This is a genomic window from Paraflavitalea sp. (genome assembly GCF_059502485.1).
This window is the reverse complement of the sequence record NZ_JCACET010000011.1, coordinates 131,273-149,419: the sequence shown is the minus strand read 5'-3', so window position 1 is coordinate 149,419 and position 18,147 is coordinate 131,273. Positions and strand designations below refer to the sequence as shown.

The window sequence follows — 18,147 nt, the reverse complement described above, 5'->3', positions numbered from 1 at the left end:
CAATATCCTAATGAAAACCAGCCTATCCAAATCAGGAGGCCAATTGAACACCCATTCAAAAAACAAATACCCAGTAACCTTGGTCCGGGACCTTATTGTAGAGGCGCCTGCACCATGCCCGCCCCAATAGCCCCAGGATCCTGTCCGTTCAACCCGTCCATGCTACAAAGCGCCACCAGGCTGGCAGCCAGGCTCGTAACATTCAACCGGCCGCTAGCTAACATCTTCTCGGCCCACAAGGCTGCAACGCCGGCCACATGAGGCGCCGCCATACTCGTGCCATTCTTGGACTCCAGCCCGCCATCGAGCGAAGCAGAAAGGATATCTACACCAGGCGCCGATAGGATAGGGTCCCTGTTAGAAAAATCAGCCACCTCAAAGCCATTATCATGCTGCCCCAATGCACCCACCGATATAAAACCGTCGGATACAGCCGGCGGCGCCACAGAGATCTCGAATGCCGGCCGCCTGCTTTCGTTACCCGAAGCCGCGATCAGCAAAGCAGGTTGAGATATGCCACCCAAAGAAGCCGACCGCACCAGCGCAGCCACTTTTTCAAACAGCAGCACGTTTTTCCGGTATGCTTCAAGCCCTTGCGAAGTAGCTGCCTCGATAGGCATACCCTGGCTCGTCAGATTGGCTACATAACCCGGGAAATCGATGCCCAGCGACATGGAAATGATATGTGCACCTTCTTTAAGCGCCCATTGAATAGCCTCTACGATCTTGCCACTATCACCACCATTCTCCCCAATCACTTTCCCGATCAATGCCCGCTCCACACCCGGCGCCACGCCAATACGTGTTCCTTTAAAGTCCCGGCCGAAAATGGTACCGGCACAATGCGTACCATGTCCATCCGTATCACCCAATCCATCACCGGTAAAATCCTCTTCTATCAATTGAACACCTGTAAAACAAGCATGATCTGCTTTAATGCCCGTATCAAGTACAGCAACCGTTACCCCCTTGCCCGTAAACCTTGAAGTATTCGCTTTTACAGCCTTCACACCCCAGGTAGGTCCGGCGCTGGCGGTAGTAGCCACTACACCAGCCACACTCAAAGGCTTTACCAGCCTGATGGGTATGGTAGGGGCAATCGTCACCACCTCTTTATTATTACGTACGATCTTTTCAGCCTGCGATGCTTCCAGCTTTTCCACCTTCACATCAAACTTCCTGTCTTCTACAGCAGCCGAACGAAAGCCTAATTTTTTGGGCGCCTTATTGGCGGTGAGGATAATGTACGACTCAGGCATAAAACTATATTTCAGGGTTAATGAGCTTATTCTACCTTGGTTTGCTTCATCTCATCGTCAGAGAACCTGGCCAGCTTGCCTTGTTGCAGTAAGGAAACCGGTGTACCAAATGTCCATAACTTGGTACGCCTGTCGAGCGAACTGGTAAGGATATCATTGGTTCCCGGCAGAAAGTTCCAGGAATGAAACAGCGTATTGTTTCCCAAAGAACCTAACTGTTTACCATTTGTGTCATAGATAACAATTTTCCCGATCGTGTATTGAAGTATGCGGCTGCCATCAGCGGAAAACCGGGGATTATTGACCGGCTCTGTAGCAAAGGGTCGGACCGTTCCACTTGTCAGGTCAAGCATCACCGTAATAGCCCCATATGATTCCTGCTTTATCGAAGATGAATTGCTACTGAGAACGATCAACGCCTTCTTGCCGTCAGGAGAAAAGTAAGCAGACTGTCCCGTATAATAGTCCTTTGAAAAGCCTGCAACGGAATACCCATTACCGATTTTCTGCAAGCTATTATTGTACCGGTTGATCATATTGTTCTTCATTACCAGAAAGCCATCTCCCGAGGGAAGAAGGAATGCGGTCTCATCTTTATTGATCAACAGTTCTGCCGGACGCCCGCTTTTTTTCCGGTCAAGTACATAAACACCTTTCTCGGTAAGCACCGTAATGAACCCGGCATTAGATACTACATCCACCACAGCCCCCTGTTTCTCTAACAACTTTTGTTCACTCCTGGTGCCAACAGTCACCAAACGTAATACATCATTGGAAGCAACCAATACCTGGTTGGAAGCGCCGGCGGCAAAGCCCGCAAAACTAACAGGTTTTTCAACCCTTACCGGAAGCAACGACCCGTCGGGCCTGCGCAGCGATACGGTGGTTTCACCAATAACTAAGATATCCCGGTCCGGAGAAAATTTAAGTGCATTGATACCCTCGGAGATCCTGAACCCGGGGGTAGCAGCCCGTGTGCCATTGGGATTCCAGAATTCCACTTTTTGCTGATCGATCGTCAGCACATAGTTGCCATCGGGCGTTACCTGCGAGCGAATGCCCGATATGATCCATGATTCATAATATTTCTCAGTGGCAGCAAGCTGATTGAGGTAGGCCTTCACCTTGGCATCGTCTGCATCCAGTTCCAAAGCCCGTTGGGCAGATTGGTAAGCCAATGCCGGATGAATCGCTTCAGTCGTTTGCGCATAAGCCAGCCATTTACTCGATCTCCTGACAGAATCATATTGTGCATACAAGGCAGCGATACTATCCCCCTTTCTATCTGCAGCCTCCTTGGCTTTTGAAAGCTCACGATTATACAGCGTCAATCGTTGTGTGGCAAACTCTGCCTCTCTGAGCAGTCTGCCGATTTGCGTATTTTGTGCTGCCAGCGTCTTGTTGTTTGTTTCTGACTTTCTCCGCAATGAATCGGCTTTTTTATAGGAGTTGTCAAGCGAAACGTTGTTCATAGCAAGCGAATCTTTCAGCGCATTAGCCTCTCGTTCTCTGTCCTTAGCCAGTTTGGTCTGTTCATTGGCTTTCTGTTCCTCCTGGCGAGCCCTGTTTGCTTCTATGTTAGCCCTGTCCGATTCAATACTATTCTGCCAGGCCAAAAAACCACTGACGAGCACCAGCACGCCGGCCACTACTATACCCCAGATCAGCGATTTCTTCGCCCTGTTCGAATAAGTTAATTTCTCCTTATTCAGTGTAGCCTCCCGTTCCTGCTGCGCAATCCGGTCTTTTGCCGATTGCAGCAATTGTCGTTGCTCTACCTGCTCCTTTTCGATCAGCTCGTCCCTTTTAGCAATACTTTGCTGCACGAATTCTGTCTCAGGCTTATTGAGCCAGTTATCCTCGGAGTTGATCACTTCTTCCAAAACATTCAGCCACGAATTCTCATGCCACAACACCTGGTCCACCTGGAAATTGCGCACCGCTTCCGAGAGCCGTTGTTGCATCAACAGCTTTTCTTTGCCATGCGTATTGATCCAGATCCATAATTTTTCCCAGGAACGTACCAGCGCATCATGCGCCGGTTCATAATAAACATGCTCACTATCATCCTTACCACTCACCACCAATCGCTTCTCGATAAATTTGGAAAGATTGCTCTTTACCCGCTCGTTCTCCGCTTCCTTGGTATATACCAGCTCAGCTTCATAGACCCTTTTGCCAGCCAATTCACCGGCGCCCAAAGAAACCATACGCAGGATCACATTGCGGATCGTACGCTGGTTGGCAACATCCGATTTGTCATAGATCTCATTGGCCCGGGTCCGCAAACCACCGATAACACCGCCAAGAATATTATAGTCCTGCTCCGTAATAAAACCATCTTTTACCACAGTCCGCTTGTCGTACTCGATATACATTTGACTGAGCGTGTAGGAGAGCAGCGGCAGTGAACCTGATGACCTCGATACTTCTTCCACGATGATATTGACCAGCGACTCTGGCTTAAACTCCAGACCGGCCTGGTAAGCAGGCTCCACGATGATCTCCCGGATCTCTTCCGGCGTAAAGCCAGGCACCGTTACCCTTCCTTTGCCCCAGTGATTGGGGAAAAAGAAATCGAACTGCGGCTCGAAGTCCGACCGGATACTCAGAATGATCCGGATATCCTTAGCCCCCGGTTCGTTGGCGGCCTGTGTATCTATCAATGACTTCAGATAGGTAATGAAATAATCACGGGCTTTTTGACTTTCACAACGGGTAATGAGCTCTTCATACTGATCGATGTACAACACAAATTTCTGCTGCTCCGGGGCGTTCGCTATTGCTGCTTTGATCTCATCGGCCCGTTGGTCGGGATGCTCGCCCGGGCGTTTGGCAATGACCAGGTAACCATCTTTCCGCAACTTGGGAAGCAATCCGGCTTTGATGATCGACGATTTGCCGGCGCCGGAAGGCCCCACCACGGCCACTATGCGTTCACTCGCAATCTTGCGCACCAGCTGATCGGTGATCGCCTTACGGCCAAAAAAGGTAGTATGGTCCTGCTCTTCATAAGCGGCCAGCCCTTTATAAGGATTGCCCTTGATCGGTGGATTAGGATGACGGGGCCTTACCGCATAGCGCCGGTGCTCGAGAATGATCGGCACCAGGCTTTCATGCGCCAGTTCAAATTGGCCCGTCTCGATGCGGCGCAATACCCGCCTTTGTTCGAAATAGCTAAGCCAGTTCCTCACCTTATCCCTGGGCACCACTGCTATCTCTTGTTCACGGATAGGGCGCTTGCCACGTTCCTCGGCAAGTCCACCGTCTACGACAAACTGCTGCAGAAAAAGCCAGATATCATCTTCCTTTTCTGTTTTCGCCAGTTCACGCACCCGGTCGATCAGGAAGGTACGCAGCACCTCCTCGATCTTGCCCACCGCATTGATCAATGCCTCATCGAAAGTGATCTGTTCTTCTTTTTTGGCCTCCGCCTTGCGCCACAAAGCATCCAGGAATACCTGCAGCCAGGGCAAATACACCGTTTGCTCCTTTTGCATACACGCTTCGAGGATTGCATCCGTGATCACCTTTTCCGAAGGTTTGAAAGCGATCCGGTTACCGGCTGCCGCCTTGGTGATGACAGCCTTTGCACCATGCCGGGTCATACGCTTGACGGTCAACCGGCGCGAAAAAAGCTCAGGCACCACCGATTCAAAATCACTCAGCTTATTCAGGAATTCCTCCCGTATGATCAGTATGATCTTACAGGACAGTCTTGACTCCAGTATAGTTTCGATTTGCTTATAGAATGCTTCCTGCTCGTCGACCGAACCCAGCGTAAATATCTCTTCCAGCTGGTCGAAGATGAGGTATACCGGCCTGAATGAATCCAGGTATAATTGTTGAATTAATTGTATAATGATTTCATCGCCTGTCAGACTCTTATTGCCACGTGCTGCCAGGGATTTGATCAATTGATCACGCAGGCAAACTACAAAATCATCTCCGCGCCTCACCCACACGTCGAGCCAGTCGGTTTTCAGGAACCTGTTGGCCAGACCACATTGCACCAGCGAAGTTTTACCCACGCCCGATTCACCCACCACCAATATCAGGTCGCCATTGTTGGCCATCTCATACAGCTGTTCCGTCTCCTCATTCCGGCCCGCAAAAAACTTCTTATCCTCCTTGGTGTAGGCATCCAGAAATTTAAAAGGGTTCCGGAGAGCCACCATTGTCTCACTCATGATCGGTAAATTGTAATGTTTGCACCTTCTTTTTGAAGGCTTCAAATTGTTCTTTGATTCCCAGGAAGCGACGCTGAATTTTCTTCAGCTCATAGCGCGTTCGCTTAAGACCATCGAGGTATTCAAACTGCTCATTATCGATACGGATGATACTACGGGGATCGTCGAGACATTCAAACACATGAGCGTTCTTGGTAGAATGACTGAAAAAATAGAGCTTGGAACTACCGTCGCCGGTCAGGGCATTCTTATCGATCACGAAAGGAGAGAGGCTAATGTAATCATTGAGGTCGTCCCGGCCGCGGATAAACAGCACGGAATAACTGTCCGTATGCGAAGTCGAGCTGAACTCCTCTTCACTCAACGGAGAATCATTGACCCGGTGCAGGAAGATGCGGCGATGCTGGTAAGAAGCGCCTGGCGGATACCGGCCCTTGACGAACTCGATATCTTTCACCACCACGAGCTTATAACGCAGGATAAAGAATACCGTTTTGAACACATTGATCAGCTCTTCTTCCATGCGCGAACACAAACCCGGGTACAACAGTTCGTGCACCTTATCATGCCGCAACTTGAGTTTCAGGCCCTGGATAAACAGGTGCGAATGATAGAAGCCTTCCCGGTTCTCGAAACCTTGCTTCACATTTTCATATTCCTGGATGAAAGGAGAAGGCGTATTGTTTTCTAGTATCTCGCGTATCACACGCGTAAAAGAAGCATAGTCGAACTCCTCGCGTGTTTTAGCGTCGAGCTGGAGAAAATTATCGAGGTAATTACGTTGACCTTTATTGATCCGCACACCCTTTTTGCTGTTGCTATTGCTCGATTCCAATACCTTTTCCGTAAGATCGGGCAGCGCCTCGATAGGCGGTACATCCTGCGGCACGGCAGGGCTCACACCTTGCTTCTCGATCATATCCCACAGCGAGGAAAGCATCGTGTAACTATACAGGCGCAGCAGCGTTTGGTACAGGTTGATCTGCGTTTGCAGCATGGAGAGATAATCCTCCGCTTCTGTCACCTGCTGCATATCGGCACGGATGGTCATCATCCGCCGCAGCAACACACCAAGCGGGTAGGGCAGCAGCCGGATGATGATATCGGCCAGCGGCACAAGATTTTCGGCATCACCAGCCTTCTGATCTTTGTATAAGTTTCTAAGCCTGATAAGATCATTCACATCCGGATATTTGTCGGGATCTTGCTGTGCAGCTGCAACTGTCGAGGCATCCAGCTTATCAGCAATCTGCACGGCATTCCCGGCGATCAGCTCTATCAGGTTATAGTTGGGATCATAATTGGCCGGCGCTTCCAGCTTAGCGGTCGAATCAGGCAACGTCCAGTCGGCCAGGCTGCTGATCAGGTCTTCGTCTCCATCCTTTTTCGGATCGAAAGCAGGATTGTAGTAAATGCCCCAGGGCAATGCATCGGAATCATCCGCCAGTTGGTGCGGAACAGGCGTAAACGGAGCCGTTTCTTCCAGGAAAGCATAGGCCAGCCCGGGCCGGGTGCAAAGAAAAGACCGGGCAAATTCATACGAACGGCCGATGGTCCAGAAGTTGGAAAGCGGAGAATAAAAGTGAATGGCAAAATCGAAAGCGGCATCATCTTCGATCGCAACCGAAGTGGCAATCACCGAACGCACGCCGGCCCGGTGCAGGTATTCCACCAGGCCTTTGGTAGCACAGGCATTCAGGAATACAAAGCGCAATTTCGGCGCCTGCCGCAGCAAGCCCGATAGCCCTTCGATAGCAGCTTCCTGCCCACCAGCCAGAAAAATAGCCGTGCCATTGCCATGACCGGCAAAATGAAAAGCAATGATCCTATCGTGATGATTTTCAAAGAATTTCCAGATCTTTTGGAGACTGGCATCCGCCATCAGGTGCACTTCTACCTCATCTCCGTTTCCGGTTGTTAATATCCGGACGATCTCATTGGCTTCCTCTTCCACTTTGCCCAGCGACTGATCTGCATCATTGGCATAGGCTACCAGGATAATGTCTTTAGCCATAGCAGTTAAATTTTATAATATGAGGGGTACGGTAGCTTCGTTTACAAGTTACAGGATTTGGAGAAGACCCGAACGGTGTTTTCACCCTATCATTAAAGAACACCCTGGTTCAGCGTCTAAAGAATAGCGGATCAAATAAGTGATTTGTCCAACAAAATAGGTGATAAGTATGACATTCGGCTTGGATACCGGGGTAATTTTGTGTGGTGGATTTAATCAACAAGTGAGCAATGAAAGGCAAAATACCCATCTGGCAATTGAAAGAGAATATATCGGGCGTCCGTATCGACAAGATCAGCGACACCTTCATTACAGAATTCCCGGATGACATAAGTCAATTGCACCGCAATGATCATTATGTATGCATATTGCTGGCGGCAGGCAATGCCGAGCTGATGGTTGATTTTAAGAAGATCTATGTGCCACAACACACATTGCTCTTACTGCCTCCGGGAGGTATCCACCAGGCCGTTAAGTTCAACAACAACAGCAACGGCTGGATATTATTCCTTGACAACAAACTGATCGATGAGCATGCAGGGTTGATGATCGAGGCTTCTATGTTTAAAGGGCCGTTGTTACCATTATCAGCACCAGACCTCCAGTGGTTTGCCCGTTACTTTGAACTGATGTTCCAAACCTACCATGATTTTTCATTGGGCAGCCTCCACCGGTCGGCAGTAAATGCATTCGCGACACCCGGCATATACAAAATAGCCGCCGCCTTTCAGGCCATAACAGCATCGGCATTGGAACAACACTCGCAAAGAAGCATCGAGCTCACGAAGAAGTTCAAACAACTGGTCAAAAAACATTACCGGGACTTTAAAAAACCGGGCGACTATGCAGAAGTGATGAGCTTCTCCATAAGTTACCTGAACGATACCATAAAATCAGTAACAGGGTTCACCACATCGTGGTTCATACAGCAGGAAATGCTGCGCGAAGCACAACGATTACTCTGCTACACCAACTTAAGCATAAAAGAAATAGCCGTATGGTTAGGATATGATGACGCCCAATATTTCAACAGGCTTTTTACCAAACTGGCCAACATATCACCCGGCCGGTTCAGGAGCAATTTCAAATCGGGTATAGAACCCAATTAATCAACGTACTCAGGCAAAGCAGCAAACATAATTAACATGGATCGGGATGAATGCCGGGTCATGATGGGAAACCTATTGCCGTGATGGAGCAATAGCAGCTACCGTTTGCCAGGCATTAAACACAACAGACAATAATACAATGAAAAAGTTCAGCATTGGAAAACACGTAAAGCCTGGCATTTATCTCGCCTGTTTGGGGCTATCGGCAGGTAGCCTCTGCGCACAAACAACAGCTACCACCACCATGAACCTGTCTCTTGAAGAAGCGATCCGCTATGCAAAAGGATCGAACAAATTGATTGAGGTGCTGAAGACCGAGGAAAGCGCAACAGAGTTGGACCTCAGAGATGCCAAAATGGGCGTTTTGCCTCGGGTTCACACCAACGCCACTTATCAGCGATACACCAAAGTAACCCTCTATGATGGCGTTTGGGGCGATCCCCGCTCCATCACCAAACCGCCCAATGCCAATGGTGGCGCCCTCGCGCTGGAATCCTCCTTCAACCTGTATGCCGGCGGCAGACAAAAAGCGATCGTAGCAGACAGCAAATACAAAAATGAACTCGCCGCCATCAACACCAAAGAACAGGAAGGCAATATTGGCTTGCAGGTAGCGCTACAATACCTGGAGATGGTCAGGTTCTACTTCCAGGCACACCTGATAAGGGATCAGATAACAAGAGCACGTACGCGCTCCAAAAACATCAACACCTTTTACGCCAACGGCAAAGTAACCAAAAGCGATGTGCTGAGAGCTGAAGTACAACTGTCTAATGTACTGCTAAGCGAAACAGCCAATAAAAACGATTATCAGATCAGCAACCAAAAGCTGAATACCCTGCTGAACCTCGACGACTGGACAACCATCATCCCGGCAGACACGGCATCACTGTACCTCGAAGACAGCCTCGAACTGGAAAAACTGCTGAACGACTATTCGGGCACCTATGCACTCCTGAAAGCACAGAAACAGATCGAGCTGCAGACAAACCGCACAAAGCTGGCGAAATCATTCAACCAACCTTCCATCACCCTGTTCGGAGGTTATGGTTTCAACTATCCCAACACCTTTATCTTTCCCCCGGTGGCGCAAACCATATCGATAGGCACCATCGGCGTCAAAGCCACTTACGATATCTCCTCCCTGTACCACAACAAAGACAGGGTTAGGTCATCCCGCCTGCGCGAAACGGAACTGCAACAACAGAAACAGTGGATAGCAGACAATGTGCAACAGGAAGCCCGGGCGCTGGCCATCAAATACCATGAAGCCATCAACCGCATGCTGGTCATTAAAAAATCCATCGAGCAGGCAGAAACAAACTACAATATCCAAAACACCAAGTACGCCAACCAGCTAACCTTGCTCACCGACCTGCTGGAAGCTGACAACCTGTACCAGGAATCGAGGTTCAATTACATACAAGCCAATATAGCCGCCTTAACCATCTACTACCGCTTACGTTTCGTAACCGGCAAACTGTAAAAACACAAACACAATGGAAACAAAGACCAATACAGCAAAGCGATTCGTAAACATACTCATCAAGCTCACCGCCGTATCGGTAGTCATCGTGGGGCTCATTTACTTTGTTCGCTATCTCGTATACAGCGAAGAATATGAAGACACCAATGATGCACAAGTCGATGCCTATGTAAATCCCGTTTCAGCAAGAGCCGGCGGCTTCATCAAGGAAGTGTTGTTTGAGGAACACCAGTCGATAAAACAGGGTGATACATTGGTGATCCTCGACGACCGTGAATACGTACAGCGGGTAAAAGAAGCCGAGGCCCTGCTGGAAGATACCAAAGCACAACAGGAAATTTTAAACGCAGCCATCCTATCGGCCCAAACAGCCACACTGGTCAATAGAGACCAGATCAACTCCGCACAGGCCAGGCTGTGGCAGCAGGAGCAGGATGTAAAGCGCTACAAGAACCTGTTGAGCGAAGAAGCCGTCACCCTGTCCGACTACGAGCAGGTACAAACAAGATATGACGTCTCCAAAAGCGACCACAGTGCCGCCATCAATAGCTTGAAAACCGGCGACAGTAAAGTAAGGGAGTTGCAATCACGGTACAACTCCCTCTTTGCCGCCCGCAAAAGAGCAGAAGCCCTGCTCGATCTGGCCCGCCTCAACCTGAGCTATACGGTTATCACATCTCCCTACAATGGCTACACAGGAAGAAAGACCATCCTTGAAGGACAACAGGTACAGGCAGGACAGCCACTGGTATCGGTGGTCAACACCAACAACAAATGGGTGATCGCCAACTTTAAAGAAACACAGGTCCACGGCATGTACCTGGATCAACCAGTAGAAATTGAAGCCGATGCCATCCCCGGCAAAACATTCAGGGGCAAAATAGAAGCCATCGCCGCTTCCACCGGATCGAAGTTTTCCTTGCTGCCGGCAGATAACTCAACCGGCAACTTTGTGAAGATCGTGCAACGCGTACCGGTCAAGATCATCTTTGATGAGCCCAACGTGGAAGCCCTCAAAGCAGGTATGAACGTAAAAGTGAAAGTGAAGAAAGAAAACAACTAAAACAGGATGGAGCCCACAATCTACTTTCATAACCGTCTCGGTGGCCACCTGCGCTTCGTCAGGATAGGACTGTTGCTGGTATTGTTTGCCGCCATAGCCCAGTTTGCCTCCTTCGGCATCATCCAAGCCCATGTCATTTCCTTTTATGGCGCCCAGCCCGAAGACATCACGTTTGTGTTCCAGATCGCTTACGTGGGCATTATCGCCACCTTGCCCATCATGTTTAGGCTGGTCAAATACTTCCATACCCGCAGCTACCTGCTGATAGCATTCATGACAGGCATCTTGCTCAATATCGGCATCCTGTTCGTGCAAGACCTGGTCATCTTTGCGATCTTACGTTTCCTGACCGGTGTCATTACCGCCCTCATTGCCGGTTGCATGCTCATCGTAATCTTTTCTACACTCCCCGCGTCAAAGAGCACATTGATAGGCGTATCCCTCTTCTTTTCACTGATCCTGACCGGCGGATTGCTCATTGGCATAGGAGCCTCGCGGATAGTGGGCACTACAGACTGGACAGCCCTGTACTACATTTTGATCGGCTTCCAGGTAACGGCCATTTTATTGGTCCTGCTGCTGTTTAAGGCGACACCAGCCCGGAAGCCTTACCCCTTGTACCAGATCGATTGGTTTGGCTACGCACTCTTTGTATTTGGCGCTGCTGCCGCAGGATTTGTGATGATCTACGGTCCCAAACGCTATTGGTTTGCAGACCCTCTCATCAGGAATACAGCATTGTTCGCTGTTTTCATGATCACGCTTTTTCTCTACCGGCAGTCAACCCTCAAGCGTCCGTTGATTGATCTGGGCGTGTTCAAATCTGGTAAGTTCATCTTTGGCCTGGTGTTGATGCTGTTGTTCTTTGGCATCAAGGATACCATCAACTTTATCTATGGCTATGCATCTTCGGTATTAGGCTGGAGCTCAAGAGATGTAGTCAATGCGGGCTTGTTCAATGTAGCCGGAGTGATCATGGCTACCTTCATCGTGGTAAAGGTGATCCTCGCCAACAAGCAAAACCTGCCCAAGCTCTTGCTGGCCGGCTTTGCGATTCTGTTTGGTTACCACGTGTGGGGCTACCTGTACCTCACGCCTGATCTGTCTTTTGCGGAAGTATGTATCCCTGTTTTCTTTCAGGGCTTTGCTTCGGGATTGTTGTTTGTACCCATCAGTGTGCTGTGCCTGGCTTCCATTCCGCAAACGGCCACACCAACGGGCATCACCGTACTTACCTATACCCGTTTTATTGCCACGCTCAATTCCATTGCCGGCTTCTACACCCTGCAGCTCAACTACAACCAGCACTTCAAAATAAGTTTCCTGGGCAAACTGATCCCCGGCAGCGATGCCCTTGCCCAGCGGCAGGAGTTATACAAAGGGTTGTTGACATCAAAAGGATATGGGGCAGGAGAGGCGACAGGGATTTCGAATGCATTGATCGCAAAGTCTACGGGCATTCAAAGCCAGTTACTAACCATCCGGGCTATCTTCTACATTGGCGCGGTGGTGACGGCGGTGGCGTTTACGTTGTTGATCATTTTTGCGGTGGTGAATAAAGTAAAAGCGGCGAGGGAAGCTAAGAGCATTGATAAGAAACAAATAGTTGCAGCTTAGCAGTAGCTCTGCGAGACTTGTAGTCTCGCAGCCCTATTCCCGGGCCTTCGGCCTGTAAAAAACGAAGCATATTCTGTGCTTTTGTACTTGTACCCATACTGTTAACCGCCTTATTTACTAATTATACGTCGGTTCCCACAACTGCACTTTATTTCCTTCAACATCGAGAATATGAACAAACTTACCGAAGTCGAAAGTTTCGATCTTGTCGACAATGGTCACACTGTCTTTCTTAAGTTGCTCAACCAGCTCCATCAGGTTCTCTACCCGGTAATTGATCATAAAATCCTTTGTTGAAGGAGCAAAGTATTTCGTGGTTTCGGCAAAGGGTGTCCATTGCGTTTGCCCTTTCTTAGTACTGTCGAAACCTTCATACCATTCAAAACTTGCTCCGTAAGGAGTGGTATTCAAACCAAGATGCTGTTGATACCACGCTTTCACTTTTTTAGGGTCTTTACATTTGAAAAAGATACCGCCAATACCGGTTACTTTTCCCTTTGCGGTTGTATTATTTTGCGTTGACAGCAAGGCCTTAAAAGCAAAGCCAGAACAAAAGGAGGCCACAGTGACCATGGTTATTAAAGCAGCTTTTTTCATTGTTGGTATTATAAGTTGTACTTTAAGTATTGCAAGACCGTCATCAATAGTTAAATGTAAGCAATATTGAAAATAATTTCCACCTAAACACACACCAACTCCATGGGATATTACATCAGAGTGTTGGGCACCAAAGACCCTTACATCGACCACGGATTGACAGAGGAATCGTTAAAATTGTTTAACCCAATCCTGCCTGCCTCCACTTTAACATTGCTGTTAGTATTCGTTTAGTAGTTTCAGGTATGATTAAATTTTTACTCACCACAATACTTGCCACCACGGCATACCTGGTAAACGGCCAAACAGTCATCGTAAATCCTGACGGCACACACTCCATCGCTATAGGTGGACAAGGAGGAGCACCAACGGTCATCGTAAATCCCAATGGCACACATCCGGTAGTACATAAGTCAGCCGGTCATTCCATTGCAGTGGGTCCCGACGGCAAGCATACGGTGGTAGTAGGAGATAACAAGCCGGGACCGAAGATCATTGTACATCCCAACGGACAACACTCGGTGATGCATAAGATGGACGGGCATTCTATCGTAGTTGGTCCCGATGGCCGGAACACGGTGATCGTCACTTCAGATATACCGGGAGCAGCTCAGGTCATTGTTCATCCTGATGGCACGAACACGGTCATTCATTCAACAGAAACACATACCACGGTAACAGGTTCAGGTGGACTGCACACCTCACTTTCACAAGACCAGCGTTCTCTGATTTGGATATTGGCGCTTACCTTGTGCCTGGGAAATTGATTTATAACCCACGCTTCCCACGCCTTACCGTCACCTGTCCACCTTCTTCTTTTACCTCATACCAGTTCACAACGGTTCGTCCTTGCTCAGTAGTCAGGTAAGGACTGATCGCATCCCTGATCGTGAAATTATCTTTAAACGTCAGGTAGATCTCATAAAAATAAGCCCAACTGTCACCCGCTTCATTGGCAAACAACATGGTGCCGCCGCCAGACACATTTTTAGAATGCTGCCGGCCATCGATATAAAACATACCGGCCGGTGACGCCTCTATAAAATGCAGACCCGACGCATCGAAAAACAAACGGCTCTTCTTGTCTACCGTATACGTTTTCCCATCGCTCACCCAAACCTGCTTCCGGGCCGAGGCATTACCCATTTGCTCATACAGCGCCACCTGCTGCTCCCGTGGCAGCTTGTTGATCATGTCCGCAGACATAGTGCCTGCATCAAACATTACCACAGCCGCCTTCGTAAGCTGGCTGTTGGTATAAAAATGCTGCGGCCGGCCATTAAGCAGCTCCTTGCTGCCTCGGTCATCTATACAATAAAAAGACTCGTCGTTCCCTTTCTTATTACTCACGATAGCCATAAAATGCTGCTCCGTTTCGCGCATGAACACGATCTTGTCATACGTGCCATAATTCCTGTTGCCCGACCGGATGCTCCATTGACCATTGGGCTGCAGAGCGCCAAATTGTACATGCGATTCGCGCGGCACCTTATACGGATCAAGCCGCTCACAGGCAGCTCTGATCAATATATCTTCCTGCTTCAGGTCATTCCGCCGCTTGCCATGCTCGATGGCTGATAACTTCCCATCGGGCTGACGGATCACCAGCGAAGCAATAGCTCCCTGCTCATCCAGCCACCAGCACGACAGGAACTTCTCTACACGCTCACCCGGATTTAATACCAGTACAGGTTCATAAACAACTTGTGCAGTGACACTTCCTGTTATCAGCAATACAAATACAATAAGACTAATGATCAGTTTCATCCTGCAAAGGAAGGTACATGGCAGTCTGAGCAGTAGTTGAACCTGCCTGAAGTGATATAAGCGGCGTATTAATTGAAAAACGCCCTTGCCCTGTCATGTTGCTGGCGAGTATGCAGCCAGGTGTACTTACGCCACCTGGGCACTTGTGCCGATGGAAAAAAATGGCCCGGCAACCACGCCGGGCCGACCCCTAAATCAAATTGACTAAAAAAATGAAAATATATAAGAGTACGGATTGACACTGAAGTTTGGGTACAACCTATTACCCGGTGGCCGACAGCCAACCAATCTGACTGTTGCTCGTACGGCTGTTTCTTAAACACAGCTTCCTGGCCAGGCGCTGTTGCTTCAAAGTCTTCCAGTCGGAAGTAAAAATACTCTTAAGCGATTCGCTGAGCACGGTTACATTGGCGGAGTTTTGCAGCACCATATCGGCGCCAGCCCGGAAGCCTTCATGTATGAGCGTAACTTCACCCGAATCGGCATACATCACAATGGGAATATCGTTGTAAAGAGCCCGCTGTCGGATCTGCTCGGTGATATGCCAGCTATAAGCGGTCGATAACCGCAGGTCCAGGAAAATAATAGAAGGCAGGGAGGTGCTTAAAATGTGTAGTACCTGCGTTACCGTTTCTGCGTGGATCATTTCAATGGCGATAGCTGCCTTTTCGAATCCACTTTTTAATAACTCTACTTCTTTATGATCGTCTGCTACCATTAAAATTCTGTACATAACATGGGGGATTACGTTAAACTAAATTTTAATTGGAACCGCTAAATAAAAAGGGAAAAAATTGCTATACTGTTGGAATAACGGCACTATTTGCACCTTATTGCATGAAAAATATTCAACTCATTTACAGTCACACAGGTAGGAATGCAGGGTATAATATTTGCATAGCGAAAACTTTCAATAAAATTTGCAGAATTTGCATCGGAAATATGACAGGCAACATATTTCCGATAAAAAGTGTGGATATATTCCCCAAATAGGCAAGCTCGAACAGGCCTTTTTCCAGGGTGATTAACTTACAGAGCCCAACCTTATCCTCATTAAAAAGGCATTAAAAGTCGACGAGGTTATGTAGCAGGTATCAATTAGATCCGGGATACGAATGGTTATTTAAAAAGCAGCGGAGCAAACGAATAAAGATTGTTGCGCCACACAGGCCAGGTATGGCCACCCGGGTATTCACTGTAGGTATATTTCAAGGACACTTCGTCAAACTTAGAAAGCATCACCTTACAATTGTTGTAAGCAATATCCTCTTTGCCACCCATAGCAACCCACAGCAACTTCAGGTTTTGCTGAATGGCAGGCTGGTTATCCTTGATAAACTTATATTGCGCCTCGGATAAAGCTTGTTGCGCCGGCAACCAGCCCGAGCTGAATACGCCGAGATAACCAAACAAGTTGGTGTTCTTAATACCGGCATACAGCGTTTGCAATCCGCCCATAGAAAGACCCGCCAGCGCCCTGTTGACAGGTTCCTTTGCAGCGCGGTAATTGCTCTCCACAAAAGGAATGACCACCTGCTTCAACTCATTCTCAAAAGCACGCAGCGCCTGTTCAGAAAAACCACCGGTTCCTATATTCCCGTCCATCATCACCACCAGCATAGGCTTGGCTTGCTTCGCGGCAATGAGATTATCCATAATGAGGTCAGTCTTGCCTTGTGTAGCCCAGCCGCGCTCATCTTCGCCGCCACCATGCAAAAGATACAAGACCGGGTAAGATTGCGTAGAACCTTCATACCCGGCTGGCATATAAATATAGAACCTCCGCCAGGAGTTGCTGACGGAAGAATAATAACGTTTGATACGTATATCCCCATGCGGCACATCCTTAACAGCATAATAGTCTCCGCCGCGGAAAGGGATCTCGATACCACTGGCCATACGGCCCATACCATAAAAAGTTTCACTCGCAGGGTCAGCCAGCGGCACACCGTCAATCAATAAAGAATAATAATGAAACCCTTCGCTGATCGAATCGGTAGTCACCTTCCAATAGCCACCCGTATCCTTGATCATATCATACTTACGCCCCAGGTCCACCTGCACTTTTTGTGCATCCGGCGCCTTGATGCGAAAAGACACCTTGCTATCTGGCATCACTTGAGGATAGCTGGCCGACCGTACATTGGTAACAGCAGCAGTACCCAACACAGTATAAGAGGCAAACTTGGTAGTATCGACAGGCTTGAACAGGAACTGGGAGAACATATACAAGCCATTCTTCCAAACCTTAAAGTCATGAGCACCCGGTTCAAGATAGTAGATATGAGGAACGCCCTGCTCATAAAGATAATCGTGCGTGCGTTTGCTAAAGGAGAGCAGACCATCCTTGTCACCACAGGAAATCCACAATAATTTCAGCTGGCGCCTGGCAGCAGCAGGGTCGGGCACCAGCGCCGCCGGCGGCTTCGTATTGGGAGCGGAAGAGAAACCGCCAACCCAGGCAAAACGGTCAAGGTTGCCCAATCCGAAGTTGAGCGACTGACCACCGCCCATCGACAAACCTGCAATGGCACGCTGTTCACGATCCTTTAAAACCGGGTATTTCTTTTCTACAAAAGGGATCAGGTCGTTCAGCAGGTCCTGCTCAAAAGTGGCAAACGCCTGCACCTTGTCCGGCGCCATGATATTACCCCCCGCCCGGTCATCCTTCATGGCCCTGCCATTGGGCAGCACCACGATCATAGGGACCAGCTTTCCATCTGCATACAAATTATCCAGCACTACCTGAGGTTTGCCTCCGTTTAGCCATTCCTTTTCATCGCCACCAATACCGTGCAGCAGGTAAAGTACAGGATACTTTTTCCTGGTAGAAAAGCCAGGCGGCGTGTAGATCAATGCCCTCCGCGTGGTGCCCACTGTTTTTGAAGCATAGGAAATGGTATCGATCTTTCCATGCCCGATGCCGGTACGTTCAACATCGAAGCCCGCAGGAGCTTCTTTGACAGTTGGCTGAGCAATAAGAGAAAGAAAAAACAAGTTCATCAAAACGATGAGAAAGATGGATTTATTCATAATGGCAGTAAG

12 protein-coding genes are annotated in these 18,147 nt (G+C 48.7%); 5 read left to right on the top strand and 7 right to left on the bottom strand.

What is annotated here, in order from left to right; genetic code table 11:
• Positions 1 to 92: 92 nt before the first annotated feature.
• Genes AC5JBY_RS28440 through AC5JBY_RS28430 form a run of 3 tightly spaced genes read right to left on the bottom strand, consistent with a single transcriptional unit; the run spans position 93 to position 7,463 of the window.
• On the bottom strand, positions 93 to 1,259 hold the full coding sequence (locus AC5JBY_RS28440) for a S8 family peptidase (RefSeq protein ID WP_495908076.1): 1,167 nt from the start codon (positions 1,257 to 1,259) through the stop codon (positions 93 to 95).
• 26 nt (positions 1,260 to 1,285) lie between these two features.
• The gene (locus AC5JBY_RS28435; protein ID WP_495908075.1) at positions 1,286 to 5,449 is read right to left on the bottom strand and encodes an nSTAND1 domain-containing NTPase; all 4,164 of its coding nucleotides are present in this window, start codon (positions 5,447 to 5,449) and stop codon (positions 1,286 to 1,288) included.
• Positions 5,442 to 7,463, bottom strand: coding sequence for a CHAT domain-containing protein (locus AC5JBY_RS28430; RefSeq protein WP_495908074.1), 2,022 nt, complete (start codon positions 7,461 to 7,463; stop codon positions 5,442 to 5,444). The genes AC5JBY_RS28435 and AC5JBY_RS28430 overlap by 8 nt, the downstream gene beginning before the upstream one ends.
• A gap of 230 nt (positions 7,464 to 7,693) precedes the next feature.
• On the opposite strand from AC5JBY_RS28430, the gene AC5JBY_RS28425 reads away from it, so the two are divergent.
• From AC5JBY_RS28425 to AC5JBY_RS28410, 4 genes are all read left to right on the top strand, one after another.
• A complete protein-coding gene (locus AC5JBY_RS28425) occupies positions 7,694 to 8,572 on the top strand; it encodes an AraC family transcriptional regulator (RefSeq protein ID WP_495908073.1) in 879 nt (292 codons plus the stop codon).
• A gap of 139 nt (positions 8,573 to 8,711) precedes the next feature.
• The gene (locus AC5JBY_RS28420) at positions 8,712 to 10,058 is read left to right on the top strand and encodes a TolC family protein (RefSeq protein WP_495908072.1); all 1,347 of its coding nucleotides are present in this window, start codon (positions 8,712 to 8,714) and stop codon (positions 10,056 to 10,058) included.
• Between the two features lie 13 nt (positions 10,059 to 10,071).
• Positions 10,072 to 11,121, top strand: coding sequence for an HlyD family secretion protein (locus tag AC5JBY_RS28415; protein ID WP_495908071.1), 1,050 nt, complete (start codon positions 10,072 to 10,074; stop codon positions 11,119 to 11,121).
• Between the two features lie 6 nt (positions 11,122 to 11,127).
• A complete protein-coding gene (locus tag AC5JBY_RS28410; RefSeq protein WP_495908070.1) occupies positions 11,128 to 12,738 on the top strand; it encodes an MFS transporter in 1,611 nt (536 codons plus the stop codon).
• A 117-nt stretch (positions 12,739 to 12,855) separates the two neighbouring features.
• Here the strand turns inward: AC5JBY_RS28410 and AC5JBY_RS28405 are convergent, their stop codons facing one another.
• Complete coding sequence (locus AC5JBY_RS28405) at positions 12,856 to 13,335, bottom strand: VOC family protein (RefSeq protein ID WP_495908069.1); 480 nt, start codon at positions 13,333 to 13,335, stop codon at positions 12,856 to 12,858.
• A 245-nt stretch (positions 13,336 to 13,580) separates the two neighbouring features.
• Here AC5JBY_RS28405 and AC5JBY_RS28400 point away from each other — a divergent pair, with 245 nt between their 5' ends.
• Positions 13,581 to 14,102: a hypothetical protein gene (locus AC5JBY_RS28400; RefSeq protein ID WP_495908068.1), complete on the top strand. Its 522-nt coding sequence runs from the start codon at positions 13,581 to 13,583 to the stop codon at positions 14,100 to 14,102.
• 1 nt (position 14,103) lies between these two features.
• Here the strand turns inward: AC5JBY_RS28400 and AC5JBY_RS28395 are convergent, their stop codons facing one another.
• The 3 genes from AC5JBY_RS28395 to AC5JBY_RS28385 all read right to left on the bottom strand — a co-directional run bounded on the left by AC5JBY_RS28395 (position 14,104) and on the right by AC5JBY_RS28385 (position 18,135).
• Positions 14,104 to 15,102 carry a hypothetical protein gene (locus AC5JBY_RS28395; RefSeq protein WP_495908067.1) on the bottom strand — a complete coding sequence of 333 codons (999 nt, stop codon included), beginning with the start codon at positions 15,100 to 15,102 and terminating at the stop codon, positions 14,104 to 14,106.
• A 262-nt stretch (positions 15,103 to 15,364) separates the two neighbouring features.
• Complete coding sequence (locus AC5JBY_RS28390) at positions 15,365 to 15,835, bottom strand: response regulator (RefSeq protein WP_495908066.1); 471 nt, start codon at positions 15,833 to 15,835, stop codon at positions 15,365 to 15,367.
• Positions 15,836 to 16,221: 386 nt separating this feature from the next.
• A complete protein-coding gene (locus AC5JBY_RS28385; RefSeq protein WP_495908065.1) occupies positions 16,222 to 18,135 on the bottom strand; it encodes an alpha/beta hydrolase-fold protein in 1,914 nt (637 codons plus the stop codon).
• Between the last annotated feature and the right edge of the window lie 12 nt (positions 18,136 to 18,147).